Here is a 25,809-nt window from a genome sequence, read left to right as displayed (position 1 = left end):
ATATCCAGCAAATCTCCAGATACGGCGGATACGTTGAACCTTATGGAACGGGAAATTCATGTGCGCGGCCACTTCAATGGGCTGAAGACCACGCTGCTGTTCGCGTTGATGTGGGCCATCATCATGCTGATCTGGTGGCTCACCGGGGGTAGCAGCCACACGCTGGGCATCTATATTCTCATCGGGTTGGGCACCACGTTCGTCTCATACTGGTTCTCCGACAAACTCGCCATCGCATCCATGCAGGCCCAGCATGTGACCGAGCAGCAGGCGCCCGCGCTGTATCGCATCGTCCGTGAACTTTCCGCCCGCGCCGGCAAGCCCATGCCGCGCATCTACATCGCTCCCACCATGAGCCCCAATGCCTTCGCCACCGGCCGCAACGAGCGTCACGCCGCCGTGTGCTGCACCGAAGGCATTCTGCAGCTGCTCAACGAACGCGAGATCCGCGGGGTGCTCGGCCACGAGCTCATGCACGTCTACAATCGCGATATTCTCACCGGCGCGATCGCCTCGGCCATGAGCACGGTCATCACGTATCTCGGCTACTCGCTGATGTGGTTCGGCGGCGGCCGCGACGATGAGGACAACCGTGGCGCGCTGGGCGCGATCGGCATGCTGCTCAGCATGATCCTCGCGCCGATCGGCGCATCGCTGATTCAGATGGCCATCTCGCGCACCCGCGAATTCGACGCGGACGAGGACGGCAGCCGCCTCACCGGGGATCCGCTGGCGCTCGCCTCCGCGCTGAACAAAATCGAGACCGGCGTGCAGATGGCTCCGATGCAGCAGACGCCCGGCACGCAGAACGTCTCCGCGCTGATGATCGCGAACCCGTTCAGCGCCGAAGGCGTGACCCGCCTGTTCTCCACGCACCCGCCGACTTCCGAGCGCATCGAACGTCTGATGCAGATGAGCCGCGAGCTTCAGGAGGCCGGTGTCGCCCCCGGCGGTCGCGTCGCCCTCAACTAGCGATTGCCGGCGATTTCCTGAGCCGATGGTCTCAGCGTCGACGGACGCGCTTTCGATTATGGTCGCCGTCGTGCTACAGTAGTGATTTGTGCATTACGCACATGCGGATGTAGTTCATCGGTAGAACGACAGCTTCCCAAGCTGTAGAGGCGGGTTCGACTCCCGTCATCCGCTCCGATCCCCCGCATCGTCGTTTCGGCGATATCCCCACATTCTCGGAGATATCCCCACATTCTTGGACTATTCGGCAACGTGCTAGGCGTCTTGACTTGACGCTGGACTTGACGTTTTCCTCGGAGAGCCGCCTATGCGCTTGTTCATCTTTTCCCTTTTTCCTCATCTGATCAAACCGCATTGCGGCCGTGCGTGCGGATCATCGTCTGAAATCTGCGTGACGATTCGTATGGCGCGACTGACTAACTGGGTAACTGACTAACTGGGTAACTGGGCCTTCGGCATGCGGGAACTCGCGTCAGAGGTGCGACCGGATACAACCGGGTAACTGCATAACCGGGTAACTCGGCGGCGAGTCGGCTGGGGAACTGGGTATAGACGACGTGACCGGGTATGGGTAGCGTGACCGGGTATGGGTAGCGTCACCGGGTATAGGTATGCCGGGTGATGGGGTGAATAAAACGTTGAGATTACAAGGGTTTCGGGTATGCGTCACCGGGTGTGGGTATACCGGGTGACGCTTTTGGTGAGGTCGTGCGGTGAAGTTTGATCACAGGAACGCCTGGCGTGGCGGCGCAACGGTCTGACGTGGCGGCGTGCCGATCCGGCCTGGCGGCGCACCGGCATGGCACGTCGGTTTGACGTGGCGGATGGCCTGGCGGCGCACTGATCCAGCGTGATACCGGCATTGGGGCTCATTCGATCGTCCTGTGCAGCGGTGGTGGAAGAATTGGGGGCATGGGTGATCTGAATGGGGCTGATGCGCAGCCCGGGAAAACGTCCGCAATCATCGACGAGCTGATCGCATCGGTGACCATGACCGACGTGGAGTCGATCGTTCGGGAGGCCGCGGAACGGTACGTGGTGGGCGATAAGGCCAGTGAGGCCCGCTCGCACATTACCGTGAAAGGTGTGGCGGATTTCGTCACCGACGTGGATACCAGCGTACAGAAGTTCGTCAAGGCGCGCTTGGCCATGCGCTACCCGCGCATCCAGTTCCTCGGCGAGGAGAACGGCGAGCAGCACGTTGATTTCAATGGCCTCTACTGGGTGCTTGACCCGATCGACGGGACCACGAACCTGATCCACGACTTCCATCACAGTGCGATATCACTGGGACTGCTCAGCGGCGACAATACCGTGAAGGCGCTGATCTACCAGCCGTGGAGCGACGAGATGTTCACCGCCGAAGCCGGACGGGGCGCGTTCCTCAACGGCGAGCCGATCCACGTAACCGGCGAATCCGATATGAGCCGTGCGCTGGTGAACGTGGGCACGTCGCCGTATCACCACGAGCAGGCCGACCGGAACTTCGAGCTGATGCGACGGGTGTTCGTGGACTCCGCGGACATTCGCCGTACCGGTTCCGCGGCACTCGACCTGGCATACGTGGCCTGCGGCCGGGCCGACGCCTACTTCGAAGGCAGCATCAAACTCTGGGATTACGCGGCAGGCCGGCTGATCGTCACCGAAGCCGGAGGCAAGGTCGGCGATTGGAACGGCGGCGGTCTGGGCCATGCGATGGAAACCGCCGTGCTCGCCGGCACCCCCGCGATCTACGATCTGCTGCGAACCCGGTACCTGAACAGCTGAGCCGGGTGCCGTCAACCGGGTCGCTCGGGCCGTGTGACGGTCTCGATACACTGAAGGGCATAGTGGACGGTTGAGGAAAGGGGTATGGTCTATGTTCTGCAGACGATGCGGTGCGGAGAATGCCGAGACGGACAGATTCTGCAATCAATGTGGTCAATTGTTGCATGCCGACGGTGAGGCGGACGACAGGAGTTCGGTCATCGATGATTCGGCCGAGTCTGCCGATCCGGAGAGTGCCTCGACGTCGGAAAGTGAGACTGAATCGGAAGACGCGGCCGAATCGGCGGACGAGGTTTCCGACGAAGCATTATCCGAATTATCCGACACGCTCGCTGCCGTCTCCGATCCCGACGATCGGGAAGGCAATGATTCGGCGGACACGGGCCAAGCCGGAGACTCCAAGCAGCCTGACACCGAACCCAACCGTCCCGGAAACAGGCTGACGCTTATTATCGCGACGATCGTAGCTGTGGCACTGGTGGTTTGCGGCGGACTGTTCGCCACATACCGCGCGGGCATATGGGGGCGGAAAACCATACCGACAGCGGAGGAGATCCAACCGCAAACCGGGAAACGGATCACCGCGGACGAAGTGGCCAAGCAGCTCAATGATCGAGGAATCAAAACCACGATCAACAGGGTGTATTCCGGCAAGGATTCCGGAACGTTCATTGGCTTTGACGGTGTGCAGTACGGCGAAAGCGTCAAACCGTCCCAGACGGTGACAGTCAACGAATCCATGGGGCCGGGCGTTCCCAAGGGGACGGTCGGCCAGTCGGCAGACAAAGTGACCGGTACGCTCAAATCCATGGGTGCCAAGGTGCGGTACAAGCAGGTCGTGGTCAGTGATACTTCGGCGCACAAACCGGGGACGGTCATTGCCACCTCCCCCGCCGACGGCAGTGCGCTGACCGACGATTATGACAACACCATCGACGTGGGTGTGGCCGTCGAGGGCAACGGCGTGGGCTATGACCTCTTCGGCATGGACAAAGACAGAGCCAAGGCCGAACTGGAATCCAAGGGATACGTCGTCACACTGAAGCCGAAGTTCTCGTCCAAAGCTCATCTCGGCAAGATCATGGCTTCGAACCCCATGCTCGGCTCATCGGTGCCGTCCGGCGGCGAGATCACCCTGTATTACGGCGTCGATGCCAGCCAGGTGAAGACCATGTTCACTCAGACCCTGGAGGGGCATAAACTCATCATCAACAAGCCGTCGTTCCTGGACGGTCGGTTCTGCAAGGCCGACTCCACCGGTTCCGGCCTGTCCAACGACTGTTTCGTGCTCGCCACCTCGCAGGAGGACGGGTACCTGTACGGCGTGTTCCCCGAATCGAGCGGTCACAAGACTCTCGGCGGTCCCGCCGATAGCGGTGAATACAACAACGATATCGGTTTCGACTACAGCGTCCGTTCCGACTGGCTCACTGTCTCCCGCGATTTCCAGGCACTCGGCAAAGCCCCCGGCGCGGTCGACGACGGCCTGCTGATCAACGGCAAGACCGGTGCGTTCGAGCTGTTCCCGATCGCTTCCGCCGAAGGTGATGTCTATTGCGGTGATGAGGCCGTCGGCGACAGCGGCGGAGTCTCCTGCGTTAACGGGAAACGGGTTTTCGACCCGACGATGCTGTCCGCGCCCACCGGTCTGGTCCGCAAGATGAATGACTTCTTCCTCTACGTGCCGGTCGGTGCGGATCTCAAGGCAGTGGAAGATTCCGGCTACTTCGACGCTTCCGCGCTCGCCAAGGCTAGGAAGCAGCAGGCCGTGGACTCCGACCGGCCGTTCATCGTGATGCGCGACAAGTCGCTGTACGACAAGTCGCAGACCGAAACCGCATATGCGAGCAACGCCGCGCCCAACCCGTTCCTGCCGGCCGATCCGCGGGTTCCGGGGACCGATACGAGCCTGAAGATGAAGCCCGCTCCTTCGAACGAGACGGTGTATTACCTCGATGAGGACTACTATCGGCTTGATTGGAGTTCGCTGGCGGATGCGAATGTGGCCGGGGCCGATTCATCGGCGAAGACGTCGGCACCTTCGGATTCGCAATCCGGCGGTGGATCGCCATCCAGCGGCGCCGATGCCGCATCTGCGAAGATCTTCGCGGAACTGGCCGGAGCGCAATATGCGTTTTCCCCGTCGGCCGATGGCAGCATGTATTCTCTGATGACGTTGAAATCAGACGGTTCGTTCAGCGGCACAACGTATGTGGCCGATCTCAGCGGCGGTGACTCCGTGGCCTCCGCGCCACGCAAGGAGTACCCGTTCAGTGGCCGGTTCGCGTCGGCGACCGCGGGCAAGAACGGCACCTACGTGCTGCAGTGCGACACCTCTTCGCTGAAAACCGAGGATTCCGGCGAATCCGGACTCAAACCGTGCGGGAAATTCACCGCCTATCCGTCCGGTACCTCAATCAGTACGTTGGATACGGCTGTGCGATTGACGTTGCAGACCCGCGGTGAGGCGGATGGGCCGAAGGATTGGCTGTTGGTGAATGAGGATGCCGCCGGCATATATGAACGCACTCAGCGGTGAGATGATGAGCCGCGGGTGAGCCGCAGGCGAATGAGGAGAGACAGTAGCGAATACCGAAAAAGGCCGGTTATAGGCCAAATTGTGTGTCTGATGGTCCGGTCGTTTGGTCGGATACGCTGTCACGTGGGCCGGGTACCGTCACATGGGCCCGCCCGGCCCATGTGACGCGTGTGCAGGGGACCGTACGATCATGAGTTATAGAAAAAGGTTCTTTCTCGACGAGGAGATCGACTACCTCAACTCGCCGCCCGCCACGACGGTCAGTGATGTCGATGCGCCTATGCTGATATCATTCTCATTACGGTCGTTATGCCCAGCCCGGGATGTATTTCATGTAACGAGGTGCTGTGTTTGGATCGAGAGGCTTGATCAACCCGCTCTCCATGGTCCGTTTGATGAGTTTGGAAATCACTGGCTGGGACTGCTGGCCCAGCCCGAAACGCCGACGAAGACTGCTGTTGGTCATGTACGTTGATTCCTCGTCTTCGTTTATGTATCGCAGACACGCATGCATATAACATGCCCATTCCCGATCGTCCATGGAAATTCGCGCAAATGGACGTTCTGAATAGAGCGTGACTCGGGTTCCGGCATCATATCCACGGATTCGGGGTGCAGGGAGTTCCATGAGTTCGCATGACATGGCGATTTTGTCCCAACCAGTGCCTCGTTCCTCGCAAATCTTCATCCGTCGCATGAGTGCTGCGGTATCCTCATTGCGAGACCGGGGTGGAGCGTCAATGATACGCATGCGATCGACCATGAGCGTTCCGGGATTGGTTATTTCCATGCGATGATTGAAAATTTCGATCATCGGACCTGCTCCAGTGATAGTGAAATCCTGATGAATGAGAGCATTGGCTATGGTCTCGCGAATTGCTCGTTCCGGATAATTGCCATGCTCTTCGCGCAAAGCTTTGCCGATGGTTTCTCGAGACGGGGTCATAGCATTAACCAGTCTGATCAGTCCATCAAAATCGACGGCATAGCCGGAATCATATTCCTCTTCCTTGCTGGCTCCTATTCTGTCGTCACCTTCGTATCGAATGATCCTTACGGTTTTACGCTTCAAGCGAGGGAACGCATCAAGGTGCTTGGCGAAAAGCAAAGCCCCCATATTGGAAATGGACAGCCTGCCATCGTCTTGTTGGATGACGATTCCTTCCTCACGAAAGTATTCGATGATTGAACGAGACGTTGACGGATATGGTCTGTGCAGGTGATCAAAACATGCTTGCGCATCAAGTAACGATAGAACTTCCTCCGGAGTCAGATTATTCTTGGCGATGCCGTTTTCGAACCGACTGGCGCGCAGTCGATCCCACAGTGCCGTTTGCTTGGACGGCACGTCTCGAAGCTTCTTCGTATAGCTGCCAACTCGGATGTACTACACCTTGGCAAAGGATATGGGACGATTTACGGCGCTGCCTATCTTGAGGATAAGAACATGGCGTTGCTCATCGATTTGAGCCCTCTGAAAATCGAGTTCGGTGTTGCCTGACAGTTGCATCCGTATCCAGCTTTCGATTTCCTGCTGCTTACTGCGCATGGCGTACCATTCGTTATCGGTGCCCAGAATGTCATGGGTGGTATCATCCACTCCCCATATGAGATAGGCAAAAGGGTGCCCTGCGATGGTGGCGCTGTTGGCCAGTGCGCTAATGTCTTCTCCGATCATTGTGGGAGTGTACTTGTTGTGTTTGAATTCAAGCCATTCGGTTTCCGCGGGCAACTTGCACAACTCGTTAACCAGTAACGTTAGGTTTTCCATGAACATATTATGCAACTTCGCTATTAATGAGGAAAGTTAAATCATATGCTTGCGGGGTGTCAGAAATGCCGATAATACAAGGTTCTTCAATTTGCGCGAAGTGGCTGGTGATCTCGGAGTCTGGCGCTATGGAAAGTTAAAGAAAGTTAAATCGATCTCTGAATTCAGACTGATACTGCACATCTCCGAAAGCGACGTGTACAGACGGGTGCCTTCGGCCACGCCTTGTAACGCAACTCATATCCTGAGACGTGTTATGGGATTGGTGACCCCGGTGAAGATCGCGGACGTGGAGTCGATCGTTCGGGAGGCCGCGGAACGGTATGTGTGGAGGGCGGCAAGGTCGGCGATTGGAACGGCGGCGGTCTGGGCCATGCGATGGAAACCGCCGTGCTCGCCGGCACCCCCGCGATCTACGATCTGCTGCGAACCCGGTACCTGAACAGCTGAGCCGGGTGCCGTCAACCGGGTCGCTCGGACCTGCGTGCGTGGCGCAGGATAGCGCAGGATAGCAAAAGGCCGGACCACTCGAAAGCGGTCCGGCCTTTTTCGTGAAATCAGTCGGTAGATGCGATCGAACCGGCCGGCGGTTATCGTCGACCCGGCCGATCGATCAGCAAATCACTACTTATCGGAAACCTTGGCGTCGGCCTCATCCAGCAGCTTCTGGAATTCCGGATCCGGCTTCGGGGCGCCGTTGGTCTTCCACTCGGCCAGATCGGACATGACCTGCGGGAAGATCTTGTCGATGCGGTACATGGCCATCAGCACGATGCAGACGGCGAAGAAGATGATCGGCAGCCACACATAGATCATGTCGATGGCGTTCATGGCGGAAGCGGTCTGCACGGCCTTTTCACCGTCGTAGCCGCCGGCGGCCAGCACCCAGCCGACCATGGCGGTTCCGATGCCCAGACCGATCTTCTGGCCGAGCGAACCACCGGAGTAGAGCAGACCCTCAACACGGATCTTGGTCTTCCAGTAGCCGTACTCGATGGTGTCGGGGAAGAAGGCCCAGATGGAGCCCAGGATCGGGCCGTAGACGATGCCCTTCACGATCTGGGTGAACACGATGAAGCTGTAGCTTTCCTTGCCGAACAGCGGCAGCACGTAGGCGATGATCGACACGACCAGGCAGACGATGACGACCTTGGTCTTGCCGAACTTCGGGAACAGCTTGGTGCAGGCGAGGATGCCGACCATGGCGGGCAGCAGGTAGGCGAGGGTGAGCACGCCGACGGCGTCGGGCTGGTGCAGGTAGTACTTGGCGTAGTAGACCAGCGAGCCCTGGGTCAGCGAGTAGGCGACGTGGAAGAACGCCAGGAAACCGAAGGCCATGAACCAGTACTTGTTCTTCAGCCAGGCCTTGACCTCCACCTTGAACGGGTAGCGGCTGTTCTTCTTGGTGCCCTTGGCGACCTTCACGCGCTCCTTCTGGGTGCCGAACACGGTCCAGAACAGGGCGCAGGCGACGATCGACAGCACGGTGTAGGCGAGCACCCAGCCCATCTGGCCGCCGCCGAAGGCGTTGACCAGCGGCATGGTGGCGTTGGTGATGATCAGAATACCGATCTGGGCGAGGAACATACGGGAGAGGTTGAGCTTCTCACGCTGCTCCTGATCCTGAGTGACCAGCGAGTTCAGGGTGCCGTACGGGATGGCCATCGACGAGAACGCGACCATCAGGAGGTTGTAGGAAATGAAGATGTAGATGATCTTCGTGGTATCGGAGGCGTTCTGCGGCACGGCGAACAGCGTGACGGTCAGGATGCCGAACGGAATGGCGCCGAACAGCAGCCACGGACGGGCCTTGCCCCACTTGGAATGGGTCTTGTCGACCAGCGTTCCGACGCACACGTCGATGATGCCGTCGAAGGAACGCGAGATCAGCATCAGCGTGCCGACCGCGGCGGCGGAAATGCCGACGACATCCGTGTAGAAGTACACCACGAACATGCCCAAAGAGCCGAACGTGAAGTTGATGGCCATATCGCCGAAGCCGTAGAACACATAGTCCTTGAAGCCCAGCTTCTCCTTGAAGCTTGATGTTATCGAGCTACTCATTGTTCTCCCTAAAATCGATCACCACATTGCGCTCTTCGGGGTGCGACGGGCCGGGGCCACAGGGTGCGATGTCGTTGCTGACCGTACCGCGACGTCCGGTGTAACGCCCTTGTTAGCGCTAACGCAGTTCGAATAATAGGAAGGTTCGATGCAAAGTCAACATCGAAAAATAACAATTCGGGCGATGACGGAGTTCGATTTGGCGTGCTTGCGAGGAGAGATTGCCGATGTTCGGTTGCCATGGTTTTCCCGGTATTTCAATGGGTGTAACGTTTTTTGTGAAACCGTTTCGTCGTGAGTGGTCGCGTATTTCCTTGATCGGGGAAATATATGGAATTTTTATGGCCTTGTAATCATTGTTATGGTCCTGTGATCGTTGTTATCGTGTCGTAATCACCCGTAATCATCGGTTGTTGAGGAATCTGCTTCGGTGCCTCCGGTGGCGGTCGTATGGATGACGTATGGGGCTGTATCGGTTTCACGGCCGGTTGATAATGGCGGACGATGTTCGGCAAATGGTCGGGTGTTCGGCGCGGTTTAGGGGCTGGGGTACGCTGTTTGCGGCGGAAAATCGGGAAAATCGCGCATGCGGAGGTGCATCATGCCCGGAATCATTCTCATCGGCGCCCAGTGGGGCGACGAAGGCAAAGGCAAGGCCACCGACCTCATCGGTACCAAGGTGGACTACGTCGCCCGCTTCAACGGCGGCAACAACGCCGGCCACACCGTGGTCGTGGGCAACGAATCGTACGCGCTGCACCTGCTGCCCTCCGGCATCATCAGCCCGAACGTGACGCCGGTGATCGGCAACGGCGTGGTGGTCGATCCCGAAGTGCTGTTCGAGGAGATCGAAGGCCTTGAATCCCGTGGCGTCGACTGCTCCCGTCTGCTGGTAAGCGAATCCGCGCACATCATCGCGCCCTACCACCGCACGATCGACAAGGTGACCGAGCGGTTCCTCGGCAAGCACAAGATCGGCACCACCGGCCGCGGCATCGGCCCGGCCTACGCCGACAAGATCAACCGCGTGGGCATTCGAGTCCACGATCTGTTCAACGCCGAGCATCTGCACGACAAGGTGGAGGCCAGCCTGCACCAGAAGAACCAGATGCTGGTGAAGCTGTACAACCGCCGTCCGATCGACGTCGATCAGACCACCGACGAGCTGCTGGCGCTGGGCGAAAAGCTCAAGCCGTTCGTGGCCAACACGTCGCTGGTGCTCAACAAGGCGCTTGATGAAGGCAAGACCGTGCTGTTCGAAGGCGGTCAGGCCACCATGCTCGACGTGGACCACGGCACCTATCCGTTCGTCACATCCTCCAACCCGACCGCCGGCGGCGCGTGCACCGGCACGGGCGTCGGCCCCACCAAGATCGACCGTGTGATCGCCGTGGCCAAGGCCTACACCACCCGCGTGGGCGAAGGCCCGTTCCCCACCGAGCTGTTCGACGAGCAGGGAGACTGGCTGCGTGCGCAGGGTCACGAATACGGTGTGACCACCGGTCGACCGCGTCGCTGCGGCTGGTTCGACGCCGTGGTGACCCGTTACGCTTCTCAGGTCAATGGCCTGACCGATCTCGTGCTCACCAAGCTCGACGTGCTTACCGGCCTGGAGAGGATTCCGGTCTGCGTGGCCTACGATGTGGAGAACGCCGACGGTACGCATACCCGCTACGACGAGATGCCGGTCGATCAGTCCGCGTTCGCCAAGGCCAAGCCGATCTACGAGGAGCTGCCCGGCTGGACCGAGGACATCTCACAGGTGCATGACTTCAACGATCTGCCGTCCACCTGTCAGGCATACGTGAAGCGGCTGGAGGAGATCTCCAACTGCCGCATCTCCGCGATCGGCACCGGCCCGCAGCGCGATCACATCATCTCGATCCACTCGCTGATCGACTGACGCATTCAAAAACCCTCAAAACCCCGAGTTGTGAGGCTTTGTTCCGCGAAAGTGATCGCTCTGCAGCAAAGCGCCGTTGAAATTGCAAGGTTTTCAGCGTGCCTTCGAAGCGATTTATGCGGTGTCTGAAGAATGAAGCCTCACAACTCGGGTTTTTCTGTCTCGTGGAAACGCCGATTGCCTTGTGGGGGCGATCGGCGTATATTGTTGCCCGGTGATGGAACTCACCGAGATGTTCGGCATCGATTCGACGCGCTGAATGCGTGGCGATCGTGAGGCATGACGCCGAATGTCTGAACCGCATTTCCGCTGATGGTTCCTACAATTCGACAGACGATGCTCGGTTCCGCCGAAGATCGTATGCAGAACGCCTGTGCGAGGGGCGCATTCGTGTGCAGTCGCGCGGGTTGATGATGTGTGTGGCATGTGTGGAACATGCATGGCAGGCATCGTGGATGGTCGAATTCAGCGGATGCGCATTCTCGTTGTTCTGCTTGTCGCCTTCCACGATGGAGAGGAAGGAAAAGACATGGCAGGAATCCCCGTCGGCTCTGCGGAGCAACGGCCTCCGCTCGCCGATCCGATGATCTATCTTGTGGTGTTTCTCGGAGGATGCCTGGGCACGGGCATGAGATACGGGCTTTCGCTGGCCAATGCGGCCACGGCGTCTGGCGGTTCGGCAGCCGGAGCGAGCGATGGCGGCGTCTGGTCGGCCATCCATCTCGGCACGTTCACGGCCAACATCGTGGCATGCTTCATCTACGCGGCCCTCGCCGCCTACATGTCGCAGGCCCTCTGGATTCGCAAGCGCAGCCGCGAGCTGGTGTCCCGCGGATTCGGCATGGGCATGTGCGGCGGGCTTTCTACCATGAGCACGCTGGCGTTCGAACAGTTCGGCGATCTGGCTCGCGGCAATATCTTCGGCGTGCTGGTGTATGTGCTGCTCAGCTTCGGCTTCGGTGTGCTGTTCGCGTATTTCGGCGTGCGACTGGCGTTGGCATTGGCGAGGCGCCGTGAGGATGCCGTGGTGGACGCCGAGGTGAGCGCAGAGCTTGGCGACGAGGAGGCCGGACGATGAGTTTCATGGTTTCAGTGCTGACGTTTCTGGCCGTCTGCGTGTGCGGCGGGTTCGGTGCCACGCTGCGCTTCGTGCTCGATACCGCCATCAAGCTGTCGTGGAAGAGCGCGTTTCCGCTGTCCACGCTGGTGATCAACATCATCGCGTCGCTGCTTGCCGGCATGGCGGGCTTCGCCGCAGCATCCGCCGCGTTCCCCGAACCGTGGCATCTGATGGCGGCGACCGGATTCCTCGGAGGACTCTCCACGTTCTCCACCGCGATCAATGAAGTGGTGTCGCTGGGACGGAATCACCGGCTTTCGATGTCGGGCTACTATCTGATCGCCTGCATGGTGGTGCCGCTGGTCTGCGCGGCCCTCGGCTGGCAGCTGATGAGCGTGCTGTAGCACGGAGACCGTAGCCCGGAGGCCGGACGCCGGCCGGTTTCCTACCGCTTCGGCGGGGCCGTGCTGCCGCGAACCTCCAGATGCGTGAGCAGATCGATCCGGGTCAGCGATTCGTTGCCGTTGATCATCTTCACCAATGACCGTGCGCCCAGCCGAGCCATGTCCTGAATCGCATGGTGCACGGTGGTCAGCCGCGGGCTGAGGAACTGCACATACGGCAGGTCGTCGAATCCGATGATCGACACGTCGTCCGGGATGGTCAGTCCGGCCTCCTGCGCCGCCTGATACAGTCCGGCCGCCTGCATGTCGCTGGACGCGAACACGGCGGTGGGCGGATCGGGCATGGCGAACAGCCTCTGCCCGCATTCGTATCCGTCCTCGTAGTAGTACACGCTGCCGGTCACCAGATCCGGGTCGATCGGCAGACCGGCCTCCTCCATCATCGACCGGTAGCCGTTGAATCGGGCGCGGCAGGTGCGCCAGTCGTCCGGACCCTTGAGAAATGCGATGCGCTTGTGTCCGAGCTGCACCAGATGCCGGGTGGCGTCGTTTGCTCCTTGATAGTCGGACGATCCGATCATCGACACGTCCTGCGGCACCACGCCGGTCGGGTCCACAAGCATGACCTTGATGCCCGCCTTGCGCAGGCGCTCGATGCTGGCCGGGGGAATGTTTGCCAGGCAGATCATGGCGCCCGAAGCGCCGTGCTGCACGGCCGCGTCGATCCACGGGTCGAAGCTCCATTCCACCGGCGGGCAGCTGGACACGGCGGGGGTGTATCCCGATCCTTCGAGACCCGCCAGCGTGCCGACGAGGATTTCGTCGGCCCATGCGGTGTGCGGGTGGGAGATCAGCAGTTCGATGATGCCGGTTTTGCGCGAACTGGGGGAGACGGGGGAGACGTAGTTGTGCTCCTTGAGAATCGTCAGGATCCGTTCGCGGGTGGCGTCGGAGACGCCCGACCGGCCGTTGATCACCTTGGAGACGGTGGGGGCGGAGACCTGGGCGATTGCGGCGATGTCGGCCACGGTCATTTTGCTTTTCGGTGCGTTCTGTTCCTGTACCACGGTTTCCATCCCACTTGTTCAACGGCTACAAGGATTATAGCGTGACGGTTAGGAGTGGATATTGCTGGAGTGGCGGTGCGTGATCCCGCTCGGGAGAGAAATATTTCTTTAAAATATTTTGCTATATAAACAAAAGTGCGTATAATATTTCGTGACGGTGTAGCTGTCACGACTGTCACGGACGACGGTCGGCAAATACTAACTAAGGGGTTGACGATGACCACTGCAAACGTCACGGCCAATGCGGCCAACGCGAACAAAACCGCAACATACATCTTCGACAAGGACTTCACGGTCGGTGCCATCGACGACAAGGTGTGGAGCTCGTTCACCGAGCATCTGGGCCGCTCCATCTACGAGGGCATCTACGATCCCGGCAAGCCGTACTCCGACGAGAAGGGCTTCCGCAACGACGTCAAGCAGGTCGTCAAGGACCTCAACCTCGGCGTGATCCGCTACCCGGGCGGCAACTTCGTCTCCAACTACGACTGGAAGGACGGCATCGGCCCGAAGTCGGAGCGGAGGAAGACCATGGAATTCGCATGGTCGAGCATCGAAACCAACCAGTTCGGCATCGACGACTTCTGCCAGTGGTGCGAGGAGGTGGGCGTGGAGCCGATGATCGCCGTGAACCTCGGCACCGGCACGATCCGCTCCGCCGCCGAACTGGTGGAATACTGCAACCACGACTCCGGCACCTACTGGAGCGACCTGCGCATCAAGAACGGCCACCGCGAACCGTACAACGTGAAGTACTGGTGCCTGGGCAACGAGATGGAGGGCTCGTGGCAGGCCGGCCACCTTTCCGCCGAGGACTACGCCAAGAAGGCGCGCGAAGCCGCCAAGATGATGAAGTGGGTGGATCAGGACATCAAGCTCGTGGTGTGCGGTACCAGCTACGAAATGCTGCCCGAGTACCTCGACTGGGATGTGAGCGTGCTGCGCGAACTGTACCGGTACGTCGACTACGTCTCCACGCACTACTACACCATGCAGTCGCGCGACATCAACGACGTGGACTTCCTCGCATCGTGGAAGGAGCTCGACAACCACATCAACAACACCCGTCACGCGATCCAGCTTTCGAAGGACAAGCTGCACGAGACCAAGGACGTGAAGATCTGCCTCGACGAATGGAACGTGTGGAACTTCCAGGACATCAAGATGGACTCCATGGAGGACCTCAACGGCAAGACCACGTTCGAGCTCACCAGCGCCGGCAAGTGGGAGGAGCATCCGCCGATCCTGCAGGAGAAGTACTCGCTGCTCGACGCGCTGACCGTCGGCGGACTGGGCCTGTCGATCCTCAACAACATCGACATCGTCTCGATCGCCTGCCTAGCCCAGCTGATCAACGTGATCGCGCCGATCACCACCGACGAGGACGGCAACCTGCTCAAGCAGACGATCTTCTACCCGTTCGCCGACCTGACCCGCTATGGTCGCGGCACCGTGCTTAAGGGGGTGTACTCCGGGCCGACGCAGTCCACGCGCATGGGCGAGCTGCCCGGCGTGGTCGCCGCCGCGGTCTCGGATGAGCAGGCCGGACAGATCCGCGTGTTCGCCCTGAACTCCGATCTGGAATCCGCAGCCTCGTTCGCCCTGGAATTCCGCGGATTCGGTGGGGCTGCGCCGAAGCTGGTGAAGCACGAGGTGCTGACCGGCGACGACCTCAAGGCGCGCAACACCTTCGAGCATCCGGACACCGTGGTTCCGGCAGAACTGCCGGTGGGCGCCTCCGGGGCTGCGGAGGGTGCTTCCGATGTCGTGGAGCTCCCCGCCGCCTCCTGGAACGTCCTGATCTACGAGATCTGATTATCGCTGACCCCCGGCCGAGGGCGGTCGGAGGGGCCGATTGACCAAGGGGTGGTTTTCCGCCCTCTCTGAAAACCGGACCGCGATCCGGTTTCCGTCATCATGACGATTCGTCCGGTGGCTGCAATGCAGCACAGCTGCCGGACGGCCGTCTCATCTATGCGAATCCGCAATTTCATATATCGCATATACCGGTGTGCGAAGCCATGCCCGGATCGCCCACCATGCTCGATTCCCAATCAGGGAACCGTCATCACCATCAGAGAAAAGAGACAACGATGACTGCAACGCAATCAACCGCCTCATCGCCATCCGTCATGCAATCCATGAAACAGAATCTGGGACTTAAAGACTATGCCGGCTATGGCATCGGCGACATGGCCATCAACTTCACCTTCGCCTCGCTGGGCATGTATGTGGTGTACTTCTACACCGACGTGGTAGGTGTCTCCGCCACGATCATCGGCACGCTGATGCTGTTCTCCCGCTCATTCGACGGCGTGATCGACGTGTGCGTCGGCTCGCTGGTGGACAAAACCAGCTCCCGCTGGGGCAAGACCCGTCCGTGGCTGCTATTCGGCTGTGTGCCGCTCGCCATACTGACCGCACTGCTGTTCGCAGTGCCCGCGAACGTGTCCGACACGGTGAAGGTGGTCTATATCTTCGTTTCATACAATCTGCTGATGGTGGCGTTCTCGTCCATCGCCATCCCATACGGCACGCTGAATTCGCTGGTTACTCAGGATCAGGGTCAGCGCGAAAAGTTCAACCTCGCCCGCATGTTCCTCGCGCAGATCGGTGTGCTGATCGTCACCAATCTCACGCTGCCGCTGGTCAACGCCTTCGGCAACAAGCAGAGCTCCTGGGTGTGGACGTATGCGATCCTCGCCGCAATCGGCGTGGTGTTGCTGCTCATCGTGTTCAAAACCCAGCGGGAGCGCGTGCAGCAGCCTCACAAGGAGAAGATCCCGCTGTCGATCAGCCTCAAGGCGCTCGCGCAGAACAAGTACTGGTTCCTTGCCTTCGGCTTCTTCGTGGTGTGGAGCGTGATGTACGCGCTGACGCAGGGTTCGCTCGTGTACTACGCCAAGTACATCCTCAACGATGCCGGATACGTGGGCGTACTGTCGATCGGCTACCTCGCGCCGTGCATGGTGATGCTCGTGGTGTGCGCGAAGCTGTACGAGAAGTACGGCAAGACCCGCGTGCTGCTGGCCGCCTCCGTGGTGAGCATCATCGGCTACGCGCTGCCCATGCTCATGCCGAGCAGCTTCGGATTCATCATGTTCACGCAGATCGTGAAGGGCATCGGATACGGCCCGATGCTCGGTGCGGTGTGGGCGCTGTTCCCCGACACCATTGAATATGGTTACGCCAAGACCGGCGTGCGCAACGAGGGTCTGCTGTATTCCGGAGGCTCGCTCGGCCAGAAGATCGGCGTGGGCGTCGGCACCGCGCTCACCGGCTGGGTGCTCGGCTGGGGCGGATACGACGGCACCAAGGCCGAGCAGTCGGCCAGCGCCATCAACTCGATCTACCAGATCTACGTGTGGATTCCGATCGCACTGTTCGTGGTGAGCATCGTGATCCTGTGCTTCTATGACATCGACAAGAAGTACGCCGAGATCATGGAGGGCGTGGCTCGCCGCAATGCGGAGAATAAGGAGGCGAAGGAGGCGTAGAACCGAGTCTTGCTTTGGAGGCTCCGGAGGATCTGGAGGATCCAGAACGAGGAGGCGTAGACTCGCTCTAGGAATACAGCGGCCGGTGCGGCGGCTTGCGTGGCGATTTGCACGTCATCTGCATGGCATTCGGCGGCTGGAGAAGAAGGACGAGGGAGGCGGCTTGAACACGCAATCGAGGGTGAACAGGCTGCTTTCCTCGTTCAACCGTCTCAAATGGAAGATGGCGGCGGCCGGGGTGCTGATCGGCCTCGTTTCCGGCGTGCTGGTGGTGGCGTACCGGCTGGGCATCGAATACGGCGTGGAATTCGCGCGGTGGATGTACGGACAGATTCGGCAGACGCCGTGGCTGATCGCACCGTGGGCCATGGCTGCGGTGGCGGCTGGTGTGCTGATCGCGTGGATGATCCGCAAGGAGCCGATGGCGTCGGGCAGCGGCATTCCCCAGACCGAAGGCGTAGTGCTGTTCGGACTGCGGATGCGTTGGCAGACGATTCTGCCGGTGCGATTCATCGGGGGGCTTCTGGCGGGGGCGTTCGGTCTTTCGATGGGCCGCGAAGGCCCGTCGATTCAGATCGGCGCCTCCGGAGCACAGTTTGTGGCGCATCGTCTTCGGCGCGGGCGTCGAGAGGATATGCAGGAGCATTATCTGGTGACGGCGGGTGCGGCGGCCGGACTTTCCGCGGCATTCAGCGCCCCGCTTTCCGGCATGATGTTCGCGCTTGAAGGAGTGCATCGCAGCTTTTCGCCGGCGATACTGATGGGGGCCACTGCGGCATCGCTCACCGCCGACTTCGTCTCCAAATACTGCTTTGGACTGACGCCGGTGTTGGATTTCGGATCGTTGCCGCAGCTGCCGATCGGGCAGTACGTCTGGGTGCTGCCGCTGGGGGTGGTCGCCGGTCTGGTCGGCGTGGTGATGAACCGTGCCCTGTTGGGATTCCAGACGCTGTTCGGCAGGCTGCCGGCGATGATTCGACCCGTGGTGGCGTTGGGCTTGGCGTTGCCCGTGGGGTTGATGCTGCCGCAGGTATTGGGTGGGGGCGCGAATCTGATCGCGCTCGCCGAACATGTGGGCGGTGGCATGGGCGACGGGGATGTACTGACGGCTGGTGGTTCCGGAGCCGCGTCGGGAGCGGATGTTGCCGCGGGATTGCAGTCGGCCGCTGCGGGATTCGATTCGGTTCGTGATGCGGCCGAAGTGGGGCTCGGCATGATGGCGTTGCTGTTCGTGGTCAAGGTGCTGTTCACCGCCACCAGCTTCGGTGCGGGAACGCCGGGCGGCATCTTCATGCCGATTCTTTCGGTCGGTGCGCTGGGTGGAGGCATCTGCGGGCTGGCGGCGCACCAGATCGCCGGGCTTCCCGCGCAGAGCATCCCGCTGTTCGCCGTATGCGGCATGGCGGGCACGCTTTCGGCCTCGGTGAAAACCCCGATCACCTCGATTCTGCTCACCGTGGAGATGAGCGGCACGGTGACGCATATGCTGCCGGTGGCGCTGGCGGCGTTCATCGGACTGCTGGTTTCCGACGTGCTGCATACCAAGCCGATCTACGGTGCGCTGCTGGAGCGCTATATGGAGCAGCATCCGAATGATCCTGCCGTCAGGGCTGCCGGGACGCGCGTGCCAGGCAAGGTGGGGCGCGGCGTGATGGAGTTCCCGGTGGAGATGGGGGCGCCCGCGGACGCGCATCGGGTGCGTGACGTGGCATGGCCTTCGGGATGCCTGATCGTGGGACTGCGTCGAGGTGAAAGCGAGATCGTGCCGCGCGGTGATACGCAGGTTCGCGCCGGCGACTATCTGATCGTATTGTTCAGCGGCGAGGATGCCCCCGCCGTGCGGGAGGCTATGGATGCGTTGTGCCGGTTGCAGCGGTAGTCATGCTCACGCGAGGGGCATAGCCGGGCGGGGCATAACCGTGGCATAGCCGGGCATGGCATAGCCGGGCATGGGTCCCGCATAACCGGGCATGGGTTGCGTGACCGGGTATACCTATGCCTGGTCACGCCTTGGGGAAACCGTTGAAATTGCAGCGATCCTCGAGCGGTGTGACCGGGTATACCTGTGCCCCGTGACGCCGCATGTGCCCCGCGTATTTGGGATGTTTGAGCGGGCTATCGGAATTTCCTATCTCATAAACGCGTGTTTCGCGCCGAAATGCGGGCAATGCGGGTGGATGTAACGCGGGGTTCATAGCATGGATGGTTGTGTGTATGCTGCCGTCAAGCCATCGTCGGGATTGAACCTGCGTGCGGAGTGACGGGAGACGCCAATCGAACGATATGGGCGTACCGATAACAGAGGAGAAAGCATGGCCGAGAACAGGTCCGAGCTGAACAAGAATCTTGCCCAGATGCTCAAGGGCGGTGTGATCATGGACGTGACCACGCCCGAGCAGGCGCGAGTCGCCGAAGACGCCGGCGCGTGCGCGGTGATGGCGCTGGAGCGCATTCCGGCCGACATCCGAGCCGCCGGCGGCGTCTCCCGCATGTCCGACCCCGCGATGATCAAGGGCATCCAGGAGGCCGTGTCGATTCCGGTGATGGCCAAGGTTCGCATCGGCCACATCGCCGAAGCCCGCATTCTGCAGGCCATCGAAATCGACTACATCGACGAGTCCGAGGTGTTGAGCCCGGCCGACGACGTCTACCACATCGACAAGACCCAGTTCGACGTGCCGTTCGTGTGCGGTGCCAAGAACCTGGGCGAGGCGCTGCGCCGCATCGCCGAGGGTGCCGCGATGATCCGTACCAAGGGCGAGCCGGGCACCGGCGACGTGATCCAGGCCGTGCGTCACATGCGCACGATGAACAAGCAGATCCGCGAGCTCGTGGGCCTGCGTGACGACGAGATCTTCGAGGCCGCCAAGCAGCTGGCCGTGCCCTACGACCTCGCCAAGTACGTGCACGACAACGGCCGTCTGCCCGTCGTGAACTTCGCCGCCGGCGGCGTCGCCACCCCCGCCGATGCCGCCCTGATGATGGAGCTCGGTGCCGAAGGCGTGTTCGTCGGCTCCGGCATCTTCAAGTCCGGCGATCCGGCCAAGCGCGCGGCCGCCATCGTTCAGGCCACCGCCAACTGGCAGGACGCCGATCTGCTCGCCAAGCTCTCCGAGAACCTTGGCGAGGCCATGGTCGGCATCAACGAGGACGAGATCGAAACCATCATGGCCGCTCGCGGCGAGTGAGGCAGCAGTGGTAGTAGCCGTTGAATACATTTCCAAGGAGGAGTCGGCCGAGGCTGAGAATGCCAAGCATGGCGTGACCGGCATCCTCGCCGTTCAGGGTGCGTTCGCCGAACATGCGGCCATGCTCGACCGTCTCGGGGCACAGTGGAAGCTGCTGCGCGCGGCGGAGGACTTCGACGATTCCATCGACCGTGTGATCCTGCCGGGCGGAGAGTCGACCACGCAGGGCAAGCTGCTGCACTCCACGGGGCTGTTCGAAAAGGTCGCCGCGCATATCGCCGCAGGCAAGCCCGTGTTCGGCACCTGCGCCGGCATGATTCTGCTTGCGAAGAAGCTCGACAACGACGACAACGTGTATTTCGGTGCGCTTGACGCCGTCGTTCGTCGCAACGCCTACGGGCGTCAGCTTGGCTCGTTTGCCGCGACCGCTGACTTCGGCGCGATCAGGGATTTCCCGCTGGTGTTCATCCGCGGGCCATTCGTGGTTTCCGTCGGCCCGGAGGCTTCGGTCGAGACCGAGGTGAACGGCAACGTGGTGGGCCTGCGTCAGGGCAACATCATCGCCACGGCGTTCCATCCCGAGCTTACCGATGACACCAGGATTCACGAGCTCTTTTTGGGGCTGTGAGGGCTGATCCCAATTCACTCTTTGAAGGCCCCCGAAAAAGAGTGAATTGAGAACGCACAATATTGAACAGGCCGTTCTCGGAAATCCAACGATCTCCAAGAACGGCCTGTTCAATATTCTGTGAATGCGAACATATTTTCATTCACTCTTTGAAGACCCTCGAAAAGAGTGAACGGGAAAACTCAGTTAGAACGGACCGTTGATATCGGCCACGGCGACGACCTTCTGGTTCACGAACTCCTTGAGTCCGAGATCGAGCAGTTCGTGGCCGTACCCGGAGTTCTTCACGCCGCCGAACGGGATGTCCGCGGCGACGACGGTCGGATGGTTGATGGCGACCATACCGGTGTCGAGACGACGCGCCACCTGCTGGGCGCGGTGGATGTCCGAGCTAAATACGGAGCCGCCAAGGCCGAATGGGGAATCGTTGGCGATGCGGACCGCGTCGTCCTCGTCCTTGGCACGGTACACCTGCGCCACCGGTCCGAAGAACTCGGTGTGGAAGGCGTCGTTGTCTTCGGTGATGTCGGTGACGATCGCAGGCGGGAAGAACGCTCCCTGTCCAGGCACTTCGGCCAGATATTCCACCTTGGCGCCCTGTTCCACGGCCGAAGCCACTTGGCGCTTCAGGGTTTCCACGGCTCCGGCGCTCGACAACGGCGCGAGGGTGGTCTTCGGATCGGTCGGATCCCCCGCCACCAGCTTCGCGGCGCCTTCACGGTAGCGTTCGAGGAACCGGTCGTATACGGAATCATCGATGATGAGGCGCTTCGAGGAGACGCACACTTGGCCGGCGTTCCAGTTGCGACCGAACACCGCCCAGTCGGCGGCCTTCTCCACATCAGCGTCATCCAGCACGATGAACGCGTCGGCGCCGCCGAGCTCCAGCGTGCTCTTCTTCAGATGCTTCGCGGCGAGCGAGGCTACGTGTCCGCCGGCCTTTTCCGAGCCGGTGAGCGCCACGCCGCGTACGACCGGGCTGGCGATCACATGCTCGGTAAGGGCATGCGGTAGATACAGGTTGGTGAGCAGCCCCTTAGGTGCTCCCGCTTCGAGGAGCAGCTGCTCCATACGGGCCGCGCTCTGCGGTACATTCGACGCGTGCTTGAGCACCACGACGTTGCCGGCGGTCGCCTGCGGCGCGGTGATGCGTATGACCTGATAGTACGGGAAGTTCCACGGTTCCACGGCAAAGATCATGCCCATCGGGTCGTTGACCAACTGCACATCGGTGTCGCCGTAGCCCTTCGCCGGCAATAGACGCGGGGACAGCAGCTCTTCGCCGTGCTCCACGTAGTAGCGCAGCATGGCCACGCACAGGTCGACTTCGGCCTCGGCCTCGGCGGTGATCTTGCCCATTTCCAGAGTGAGTGTGGAGGCGTAGTCGCTGCGATTGTTCTTCAGGATCTCCGCGGCCTTGGCGAGCACGGCCACGCGCTCGGAGATCGGCTTCGTCTTCCATTCAAGGAACGTGGCGTGTGCGGTCTTCAGCGCGGCATCGACCTCGGCCTCGGTGGCATCGGGAAATGTCTTGATGGTCTGTTTGGTGTACGGATTGATGGTGGCGTATGCCATGGTATTCCCCTTTCGATCGTCAGCATTGACGACAATGAAACCCGACGCCACCATTATGCGGATACGCCGATGAGACATGTCAAGAAGTTGCCAACGTTTTTTGCGAAGGGTCGCGTCCGAACCACGGCGTCGGCTCGCCATCGTGGTTCGGACGGAGACTGCGTCAGGCCTCAGCCGTTGATCACAACCTTCTGGTTCAGGAACTCCTTGAGCCCCAGATCGATCAGCTCGTGGCCGTATCCGGAGTTCTTCACGCCGCCGAACGGGATGTCCGGTCCCGAAGCGCTCGCGCGGTTGATGGTCACCATGCCGGTGTCGAGCTGCCGGGCGATCTCCTGCGCGTGATGAACATCCGACGTGAACACCGATCCGCCGAGGCCATACGGGCAGTCGTTGGCGATGCGAATCGCGTCGGCTTCGTCGGCGGCCCGATAGAGCTGCGCCACCGGGCCGAAGATCTCGGTGCGCGTGGCCGCCGAACCCTCGGGAATGTTCGTCAACAGCGCCGATGGGAAGAAATTGCCCTCGGCGGGCACGTCTACGAGATACTCCACCGACGCCCCCTGCGCCACGATGTCGGCAACCTGTTGTTCCACCTGCCGCTTCGCCGCGGCACTGGAAAGAGGCGCGAGCGTGGTCTTCGGATCGGCCGGATCGCCCGGCACCAGCTTCGCGGCCTCCGCACGGTACCGGCGTACGAACTCGTCATACACCGCATCGACCACAATGAACCGCTTCGAGGAGACGCACACCTGACCGGCGTTGCGGTTACGCCCGCGTACCGCCCACTCGGCCGCCAGCTGAATGTCGGCGTCCTCCAGCACGATGAACGCATCCATGCCGCCAAGCTCCAGCGTGCTCTTCTTCAGATGCTTGCCGGCCAGCGAAGCGATGATCGCCCCCGCCTTCTCCGAACCGGTGAGCGCCACACCGCGCACGTACGGGCTGGCGATCACATGCTCAGTGAGCTCATGCGGAAGGAACAGATTCGTGAACACCCCCTTGGGCGCCCCGGCCTCAAGGAACAGCCGCTCCATCAGCTGCGCGCATTGCGGCACGTTCGAGGCGTGCTTGAGCATCACCACATTGCCGGCGGCCAGCTGCGGCGCTGCCACGCGAATCACCTGATAATACGGGAAGTTCCATGGCTCCACGGCGAAGATGATGCCGGTCGGGTCGTTCACCAGATGCACATCGGTTTCACCGAACCCCTTCGTGAGCAGCATCCGCGGGCGCAGCAGATCCTTCGTGTGCTCCACGTAATACTGCAGGATCGCCACGCAGACGCTCACCTCGGCCTGCGCCTCCGAGCTGATCTTTCCCATCTCGGTGGTCAGCATCGTTGCGTATTCGTTGCGCTCGGTCTCCAGAATCGCCGCTGCCTTCCGCAGCACCTCGGTGCGCTCCTCGATCGGCTCGCCCTTCCACTGCTCGAAGGCGGCGTGCGCGGTTTCCAGCGCCGCGTCGGTCTCCTCAAGGGTGGCGTCGGGGAAGGTTTTCAGCGTCTGCCCGGTGTACGGATTGGTTGTTGCGTATGCCATCGTTGGCCTCCTTGTATTCGCATGTATCCGCCGCATACCCACGCCCATTGTCCCGCCTGTCGAGGAACTCGATGTTACGACTTGCCAAACGCCACTTGACTATTTGCGACTATTTGCCGAGATTGTTCAGCGTTGCGGAGGCGAGCAGCCGCAGCGCCGAACCGACCTGTGCGAGGTCGTCGGCGGAAAGATTGCGCACCGCGGCGAGCATCGCGGGAATCGAGCCGGGCAGTGATTTCGGCAGGTCCACGATCGATGTCACGCCGCTGGCCCGCAGCACGTCGTACACGCTGTCGATCACGCGGCGACGCTGTTCCACAGGCATGCTCAGCACCCAGTCGTTCAGTGACCTGTTGAATCGCATCGACGATGTAGCCAGTCCCGCCGACGCAGCCGGCCCCGACCCGGCAGACGTCGCACCAGCCCCGGCAGACGTCGCAGCCGACGTCCCGGTAGGCGCGGCCACCCCCGACACAGCCTCCTCGAACCGCCGTTCGCCATCGACCCCCGCCACATCGATCTGCCAGGTGAACGAGAAATGCTGCATCACGCCCACCCCGTCGGACTTCACCGGCACGAACGCCGCGTATTCGCCAAGATCGGCGTCGTCCAGCTGCTCGAAGATCATGCCTACGCTGGAGGCTTCGGGCACGATCTTGCGCACTTTGGCCTTGATCGCGTGATAGTCGGCGGCGCGGTCGCCCATCAGTTCGGGCAGGAAGCCGGGGCCGTCGAGCGAATACACGCAGCCGATGCGATCCGCCACCTCGTCGGGTGCGGCCATCGCCGCATACACCGCAAGATTGCCGCCTTTGGAATGGCCCATGACGAGCAGTCGGCCCGGCCACAGGCTCGCCACTCGGCACAGATAGCGCGCGGCCGCCTCCTGCGCGGGAATCGGATACCGGGAGGCCATGTTGAGATCTTCCTTCCAGCCGACCAGCGAGGTGTCGGTGCCGCGGAACACCACGGCGAGCGTAGGCGCAGGGATCCGCCCCAGATCGACCGTCGCCGCGCCGAACTGCACCTGTCGGGTTTCGTCGTGCAGCTCCTCGTATGCGCCGAATCGCAGATCGGCGAACCGCGGATTCACGGCGAGAATGCGGAAGAACTCGGCGGTGCAGGCCGGATCTCCCAGACCGGCGTAATTGGTGTCGAGCCGGAAGTCGGACGGGCTGAGATCGTGATCGATCCGCTTGAGCGACACGGCCGGGAACGGTGGATTCCACAGCGCCCGCAGGGAGGCGAAGGGATGCGCGGGCGAAAACGACCGCAGTCGGGCCGGAAGACCGGCGTACCGGCGTTCGGCGTCGGCAAGGGTCGGCACGCAGTCGGGCATGCGCTCGTACATCAGCTGGGACAGCACCAACGCGTCGACATCGTCGAACGGCCGTGCGGTGAAGTCCCGGGTTTCGACGCGTGCGAAATCGGTGATATTGCCCATGATGGCCTCCCGGTTCCATCATACGGATCGAATTCGGATCGAACACGGATCCCGGGTTCTAAATAGAAGCGCAACACCTGTCTAAGGTTGGAAGTGTTCAAGTCCACAACCGAAGAGAAAGTGCTGCGCCCATGACGAAAGTGTATTCCCACCTGTCGGCCGAGGAACGAGTCCGGATCGACGAACTGAGGAACCGAGAGGGGCTCGGCGTGCGCCAGATCGCCCTGAGGATCGGCCGGGACAAGTCCACGGTCAGCCGCGAGCTGAGGCGCGGCCTGTGGTTCGCGTCCAACGAGAACGACTCCTACCGTCCGTACAGGCCGAAACGCCTGAAGACGGGCGCATGGACCGCGCGCCCGTTCTACTCGGCCCTGACCGCGCAGCGCAAG

At 61.1% G+C, this 25,809-nt stretch carries 20 protein-coding genes, 1 tRNA gene, 1 pseudogene and 1 riboswitch; of the genes and pseudogenes, 15 read left to right on the top strand and 7 right to left on the bottom strand.

Annotation, left to right across the window (positions count from 1 at the left end; all coding sequences use genetic code 11):
- Positions 1-42: 42 nt before the first annotated feature.
- The 5 genes and pseudogenes from htpX to Uis1B_RS08085 all read left to right on the top strand — a co-directional run bounded on the left by htpX (position 43) and on the right by Uis1B_RS08085 (position 5,278).
- Positions 43-972, top strand: a complete 930-nt coding sequence (gene htpX, locus Uis1B_RS08100; protein WP_101617256.1) for a zinc metalloprotease HtpX — start codon at positions 43-45, stop codon at positions 970-972.
- Between the two features lie 103 nt (positions 973-1,075).
- A tRNA-Gly gene (locus Uis1B_RS08095) sits at positions 1,076-1,146 on the top strand.
- A gap of 738 nt (positions 1,147-1,884) precedes the next feature.
- The gene (locus tag Uis1B_RS08090; protein ID WP_101617254.1) at positions 1,885-2,739 is read left to right on the top strand and encodes an inositol monophosphatase family protein; all 855 of its coding nucleotides are present in this window, start codon (positions 1,885-1,887) and stop codon (positions 2,737-2,739) included.
- A gap of 91 nt (positions 2,740-2,830) precedes the next feature.
- A pseudogene (locus tag Uis1B_RS12560) lies at positions 2,831-2,893 on the top strand (zinc-ribbon domain-containing protein); the annotation flags it as partial.
- Positions 2,894-2,896: 3 nt separating this feature from the next.
- Complete coding sequence (locus tag Uis1B_RS08085; RefSeq protein ID WP_165782803.1) at positions 2,897-5,278, top strand: PASTA domain-containing protein; 2,382 nt, start codon at positions 2,897-2,899, stop codon at positions 5,276-5,278.
- 307 nt (positions 5,279-5,585) lie between these two features.
- On the opposite strand, the gene Uis1B_RS08080 is transcribed toward Uis1B_RS08085, so the two are convergent.
- Both Uis1B_RS08080 and Uis1B_RS12240 read right to left on the bottom strand, forming a co-directional pair.
- On the bottom strand, positions 5,586-6,626 hold the full coding sequence (locus Uis1B_RS08080) for an ATP-binding protein (protein ID WP_207763403.1): 1,041 nt from the start codon (positions 6,624-6,626) through the stop codon (positions 5,586-5,588).
- Between the two features lie 39 nt (positions 6,627-6,665).
- Complete coding sequence (locus Uis1B_RS12240) at positions 6,666-7,055, bottom strand: AlbA family DNA-binding domain-containing protein (RefSeq protein ID WP_207763402.1); 390 nt, start codon at positions 7,053-7,055, stop codon at positions 6,666-6,668.
- A 321-nt stretch (positions 7,056-7,376) separates the two neighbouring features.
- Between Uis1B_RS12240 and Uis1B_RS12465 the strand changes: the two genes are divergently transcribed.
- A complete protein-coding gene (locus Uis1B_RS12465) occupies positions 7,377-7,499 on the top strand; it encodes a hypothetical protein (RefSeq protein WP_279324941.1) in 123 nt (40 codons plus the stop codon).
- A 174-nt stretch (positions 7,500-7,673) separates the two neighbouring features.
- Here Uis1B_RS12465 and Uis1B_RS08075 read toward each other — a convergent pair whose 3' ends face one another.
- Complete coding sequence (locus Uis1B_RS08075; protein WP_101617250.1) at positions 7,674-9,113, bottom strand: MFS transporter; 1,440 nt, start codon at positions 9,111-9,113, stop codon at positions 7,674-7,676.
- Between the two features lie 601 nt (positions 9,114-9,714).
- Here Uis1B_RS08075 and Uis1B_RS08070 point away from each other — a divergent pair.
- From Uis1B_RS08070 to Uis1B_RS08060, 3 genes are all read left to right on the top strand, one after another.
- Positions 9,715-11,016 (top strand): adenylosuccinate synthase, encoded by a 1,302-nt coding sequence (locus Uis1B_RS08070; protein ID WP_101617247.1) that lies wholly within the window; start codon positions 9,715-9,717, stop codon positions 11,014-11,016.
- 204 nt (positions 11,017-11,220) lie between these two features.
- Positions 11,221-11,345: riboswitch (Fluoride riboswitch) on the top strand.
- A gap of 200 nt (positions 11,346-11,545) precedes the next feature.
- The gene (locus Uis1B_RS08065; protein WP_207763401.1) at positions 11,546-12,094 is read left to right on the top strand and encodes a FluC/FEX family fluoride channel; all 549 of its coding nucleotides are present in this window, start codon (positions 11,546-11,548) and stop codon (positions 12,092-12,094) included.
- Positions 12,091-12,480 (top strand): fluoride efflux transporter FluC, encoded by a 390-nt coding sequence (locus tag Uis1B_RS08060; RefSeq protein ID WP_243390318.1) that lies wholly within the window; start codon positions 12,091-12,093, stop codon positions 12,478-12,480. The genes Uis1B_RS08065 and Uis1B_RS08060 overlap by 4 nt, the downstream gene beginning before the upstream one ends.
- A 41-nt stretch (positions 12,481-12,521) precedes the next feature.
- Here the strand turns inward: Uis1B_RS08060 and Uis1B_RS08055 are convergent, their stop codons facing one another.
- A complete protein-coding gene (locus tag Uis1B_RS08055) occupies positions 12,522-13,547 on the bottom strand; it encodes a LacI family DNA-binding transcriptional regulator (RefSeq protein ID WP_165782804.1) in 1,026 nt (341 codons plus the stop codon).
- 216 nt (positions 13,548-13,763) lie between these two features.
- Here Uis1B_RS08055 and Uis1B_RS08050 point away from each other — a divergent pair, with 216 nt between their 5' ends.
- The 5 genes from Uis1B_RS08050 to pdxT all read left to right on the top strand — a co-directional run bounded on the left by Uis1B_RS08050 (position 13,764) and on the right by pdxT (position 20,860).
- Positions 13,764-15,362 carry an alpha-N-arabinofuranosidase gene (locus tag Uis1B_RS08050; RefSeq protein ID WP_101617244.1) on the top strand — a complete coding sequence of 533 codons (1,599 nt, stop codon included), beginning with the start codon at positions 13,764-13,766 and terminating at the stop codon, positions 15,360-15,362.
- Positions 15,363-15,688: 326 nt separating this feature from the next.
- Positions 15,689-17,044 carry an MFS transporter gene (locus Uis1B_RS08045; RefSeq protein WP_207763400.1) on the top strand — a complete coding sequence of 452 codons (1,356 nt, stop codon included), beginning with the start codon at positions 15,689-15,691 and terminating at the stop codon, positions 17,042-17,044.
- 223 nt (positions 17,045-17,267) lie between these two features.
- Positions 17,268-18,923, top strand: coding sequence for a ClC family H(+)/Cl(-) exchange transporter (locus Uis1B_RS08040; protein ID WP_101617294.1), 1,656 nt, complete (start codon positions 17,268-17,270; stop codon positions 18,921-18,923).
- A 433-nt stretch (positions 18,924-19,356) separates the two neighbouring features.
- Positions 19,357-20,232: a pyridoxal 5'-phosphate synthase lyase subunit PdxS gene (gene pdxS / locus Uis1B_RS08035; RefSeq protein ID WP_101617240.1), complete on the top strand. Its 876-nt coding sequence runs from the start codon at positions 19,357-19,359 to the stop codon at positions 20,230-20,232.
- 7 nt (positions 20,233-20,239) lie between these two features.
- On the top strand, positions 20,240-20,860 hold the full coding sequence (gene pdxT, locus Uis1B_RS08030; protein WP_101617238.1) for a pyridoxal 5'-phosphate synthase glutaminase subunit PdxT: 621 nt from the start codon (positions 20,240-20,242) through the stop codon (positions 20,858-20,860).
- Positions 20,861-21,046: 186 nt separating this feature from the next.
- On the opposite strand, the gene Uis1B_RS08025 is transcribed toward pdxT, so the two are convergent.
- The 3 genes from Uis1B_RS08025 to Uis1B_RS08015 all read right to left on the bottom strand — a co-directional run bounded on the left by Uis1B_RS08025 (position 21,047) and on the right by Uis1B_RS08015 (position 25,420).
- Entirely contained in the window at positions 21,047-22,435 is a 1,389-nt protein-coding gene (locus Uis1B_RS08025; RefSeq protein ID WP_101617236.1) for an NAD-dependent succinate-semialdehyde dehydrogenase, read from the bottom strand.
- 170 nt (positions 22,436-22,605) lie between these two features.
- Entirely contained in the window at positions 22,606-23,976 is a 1,371-nt protein-coding gene (locus tag Uis1B_RS08020; protein WP_101617234.1) for an NAD-dependent succinate-semialdehyde dehydrogenase, read from the bottom strand.
- A 109-nt stretch (positions 23,977-24,085) separates the two neighbouring features.
- Positions 24,086-25,420, bottom strand: coding sequence for an Mbeg1-like protein (locus Uis1B_RS08015; protein WP_101617232.1), 1,335 nt, complete (start codon positions 25,418-25,420; stop codon positions 24,086-24,088).
- A gap of 131 nt (positions 25,421-25,551) precedes the next feature.
- Between Uis1B_RS08015 and Uis1B_RS08010 the strand changes: the two genes are divergently transcribed.
- The coding region (locus tag Uis1B_RS08010; protein WP_133124894.1) for a helix-turn-helix domain-containing protein at positions 25,552-25,809 on the top strand (258 nt) is incomplete at its 3' end.

The sequence above is a fragment of the Bifidobacterium margollesii genome (assembly GCF_002860355.1).
Classification (GTDB): Bacteria; Actinomycetota; Actinomycetes; order Actinomycetales; family Bifidobacteriaceae; genus Galliscardovia; species Galliscardovia margollesii.
The sequence above is the reverse complement of the archived record's forward strand: the minus strand, read 5'-3'. Positions and strand labels throughout refer to the sequence as shown.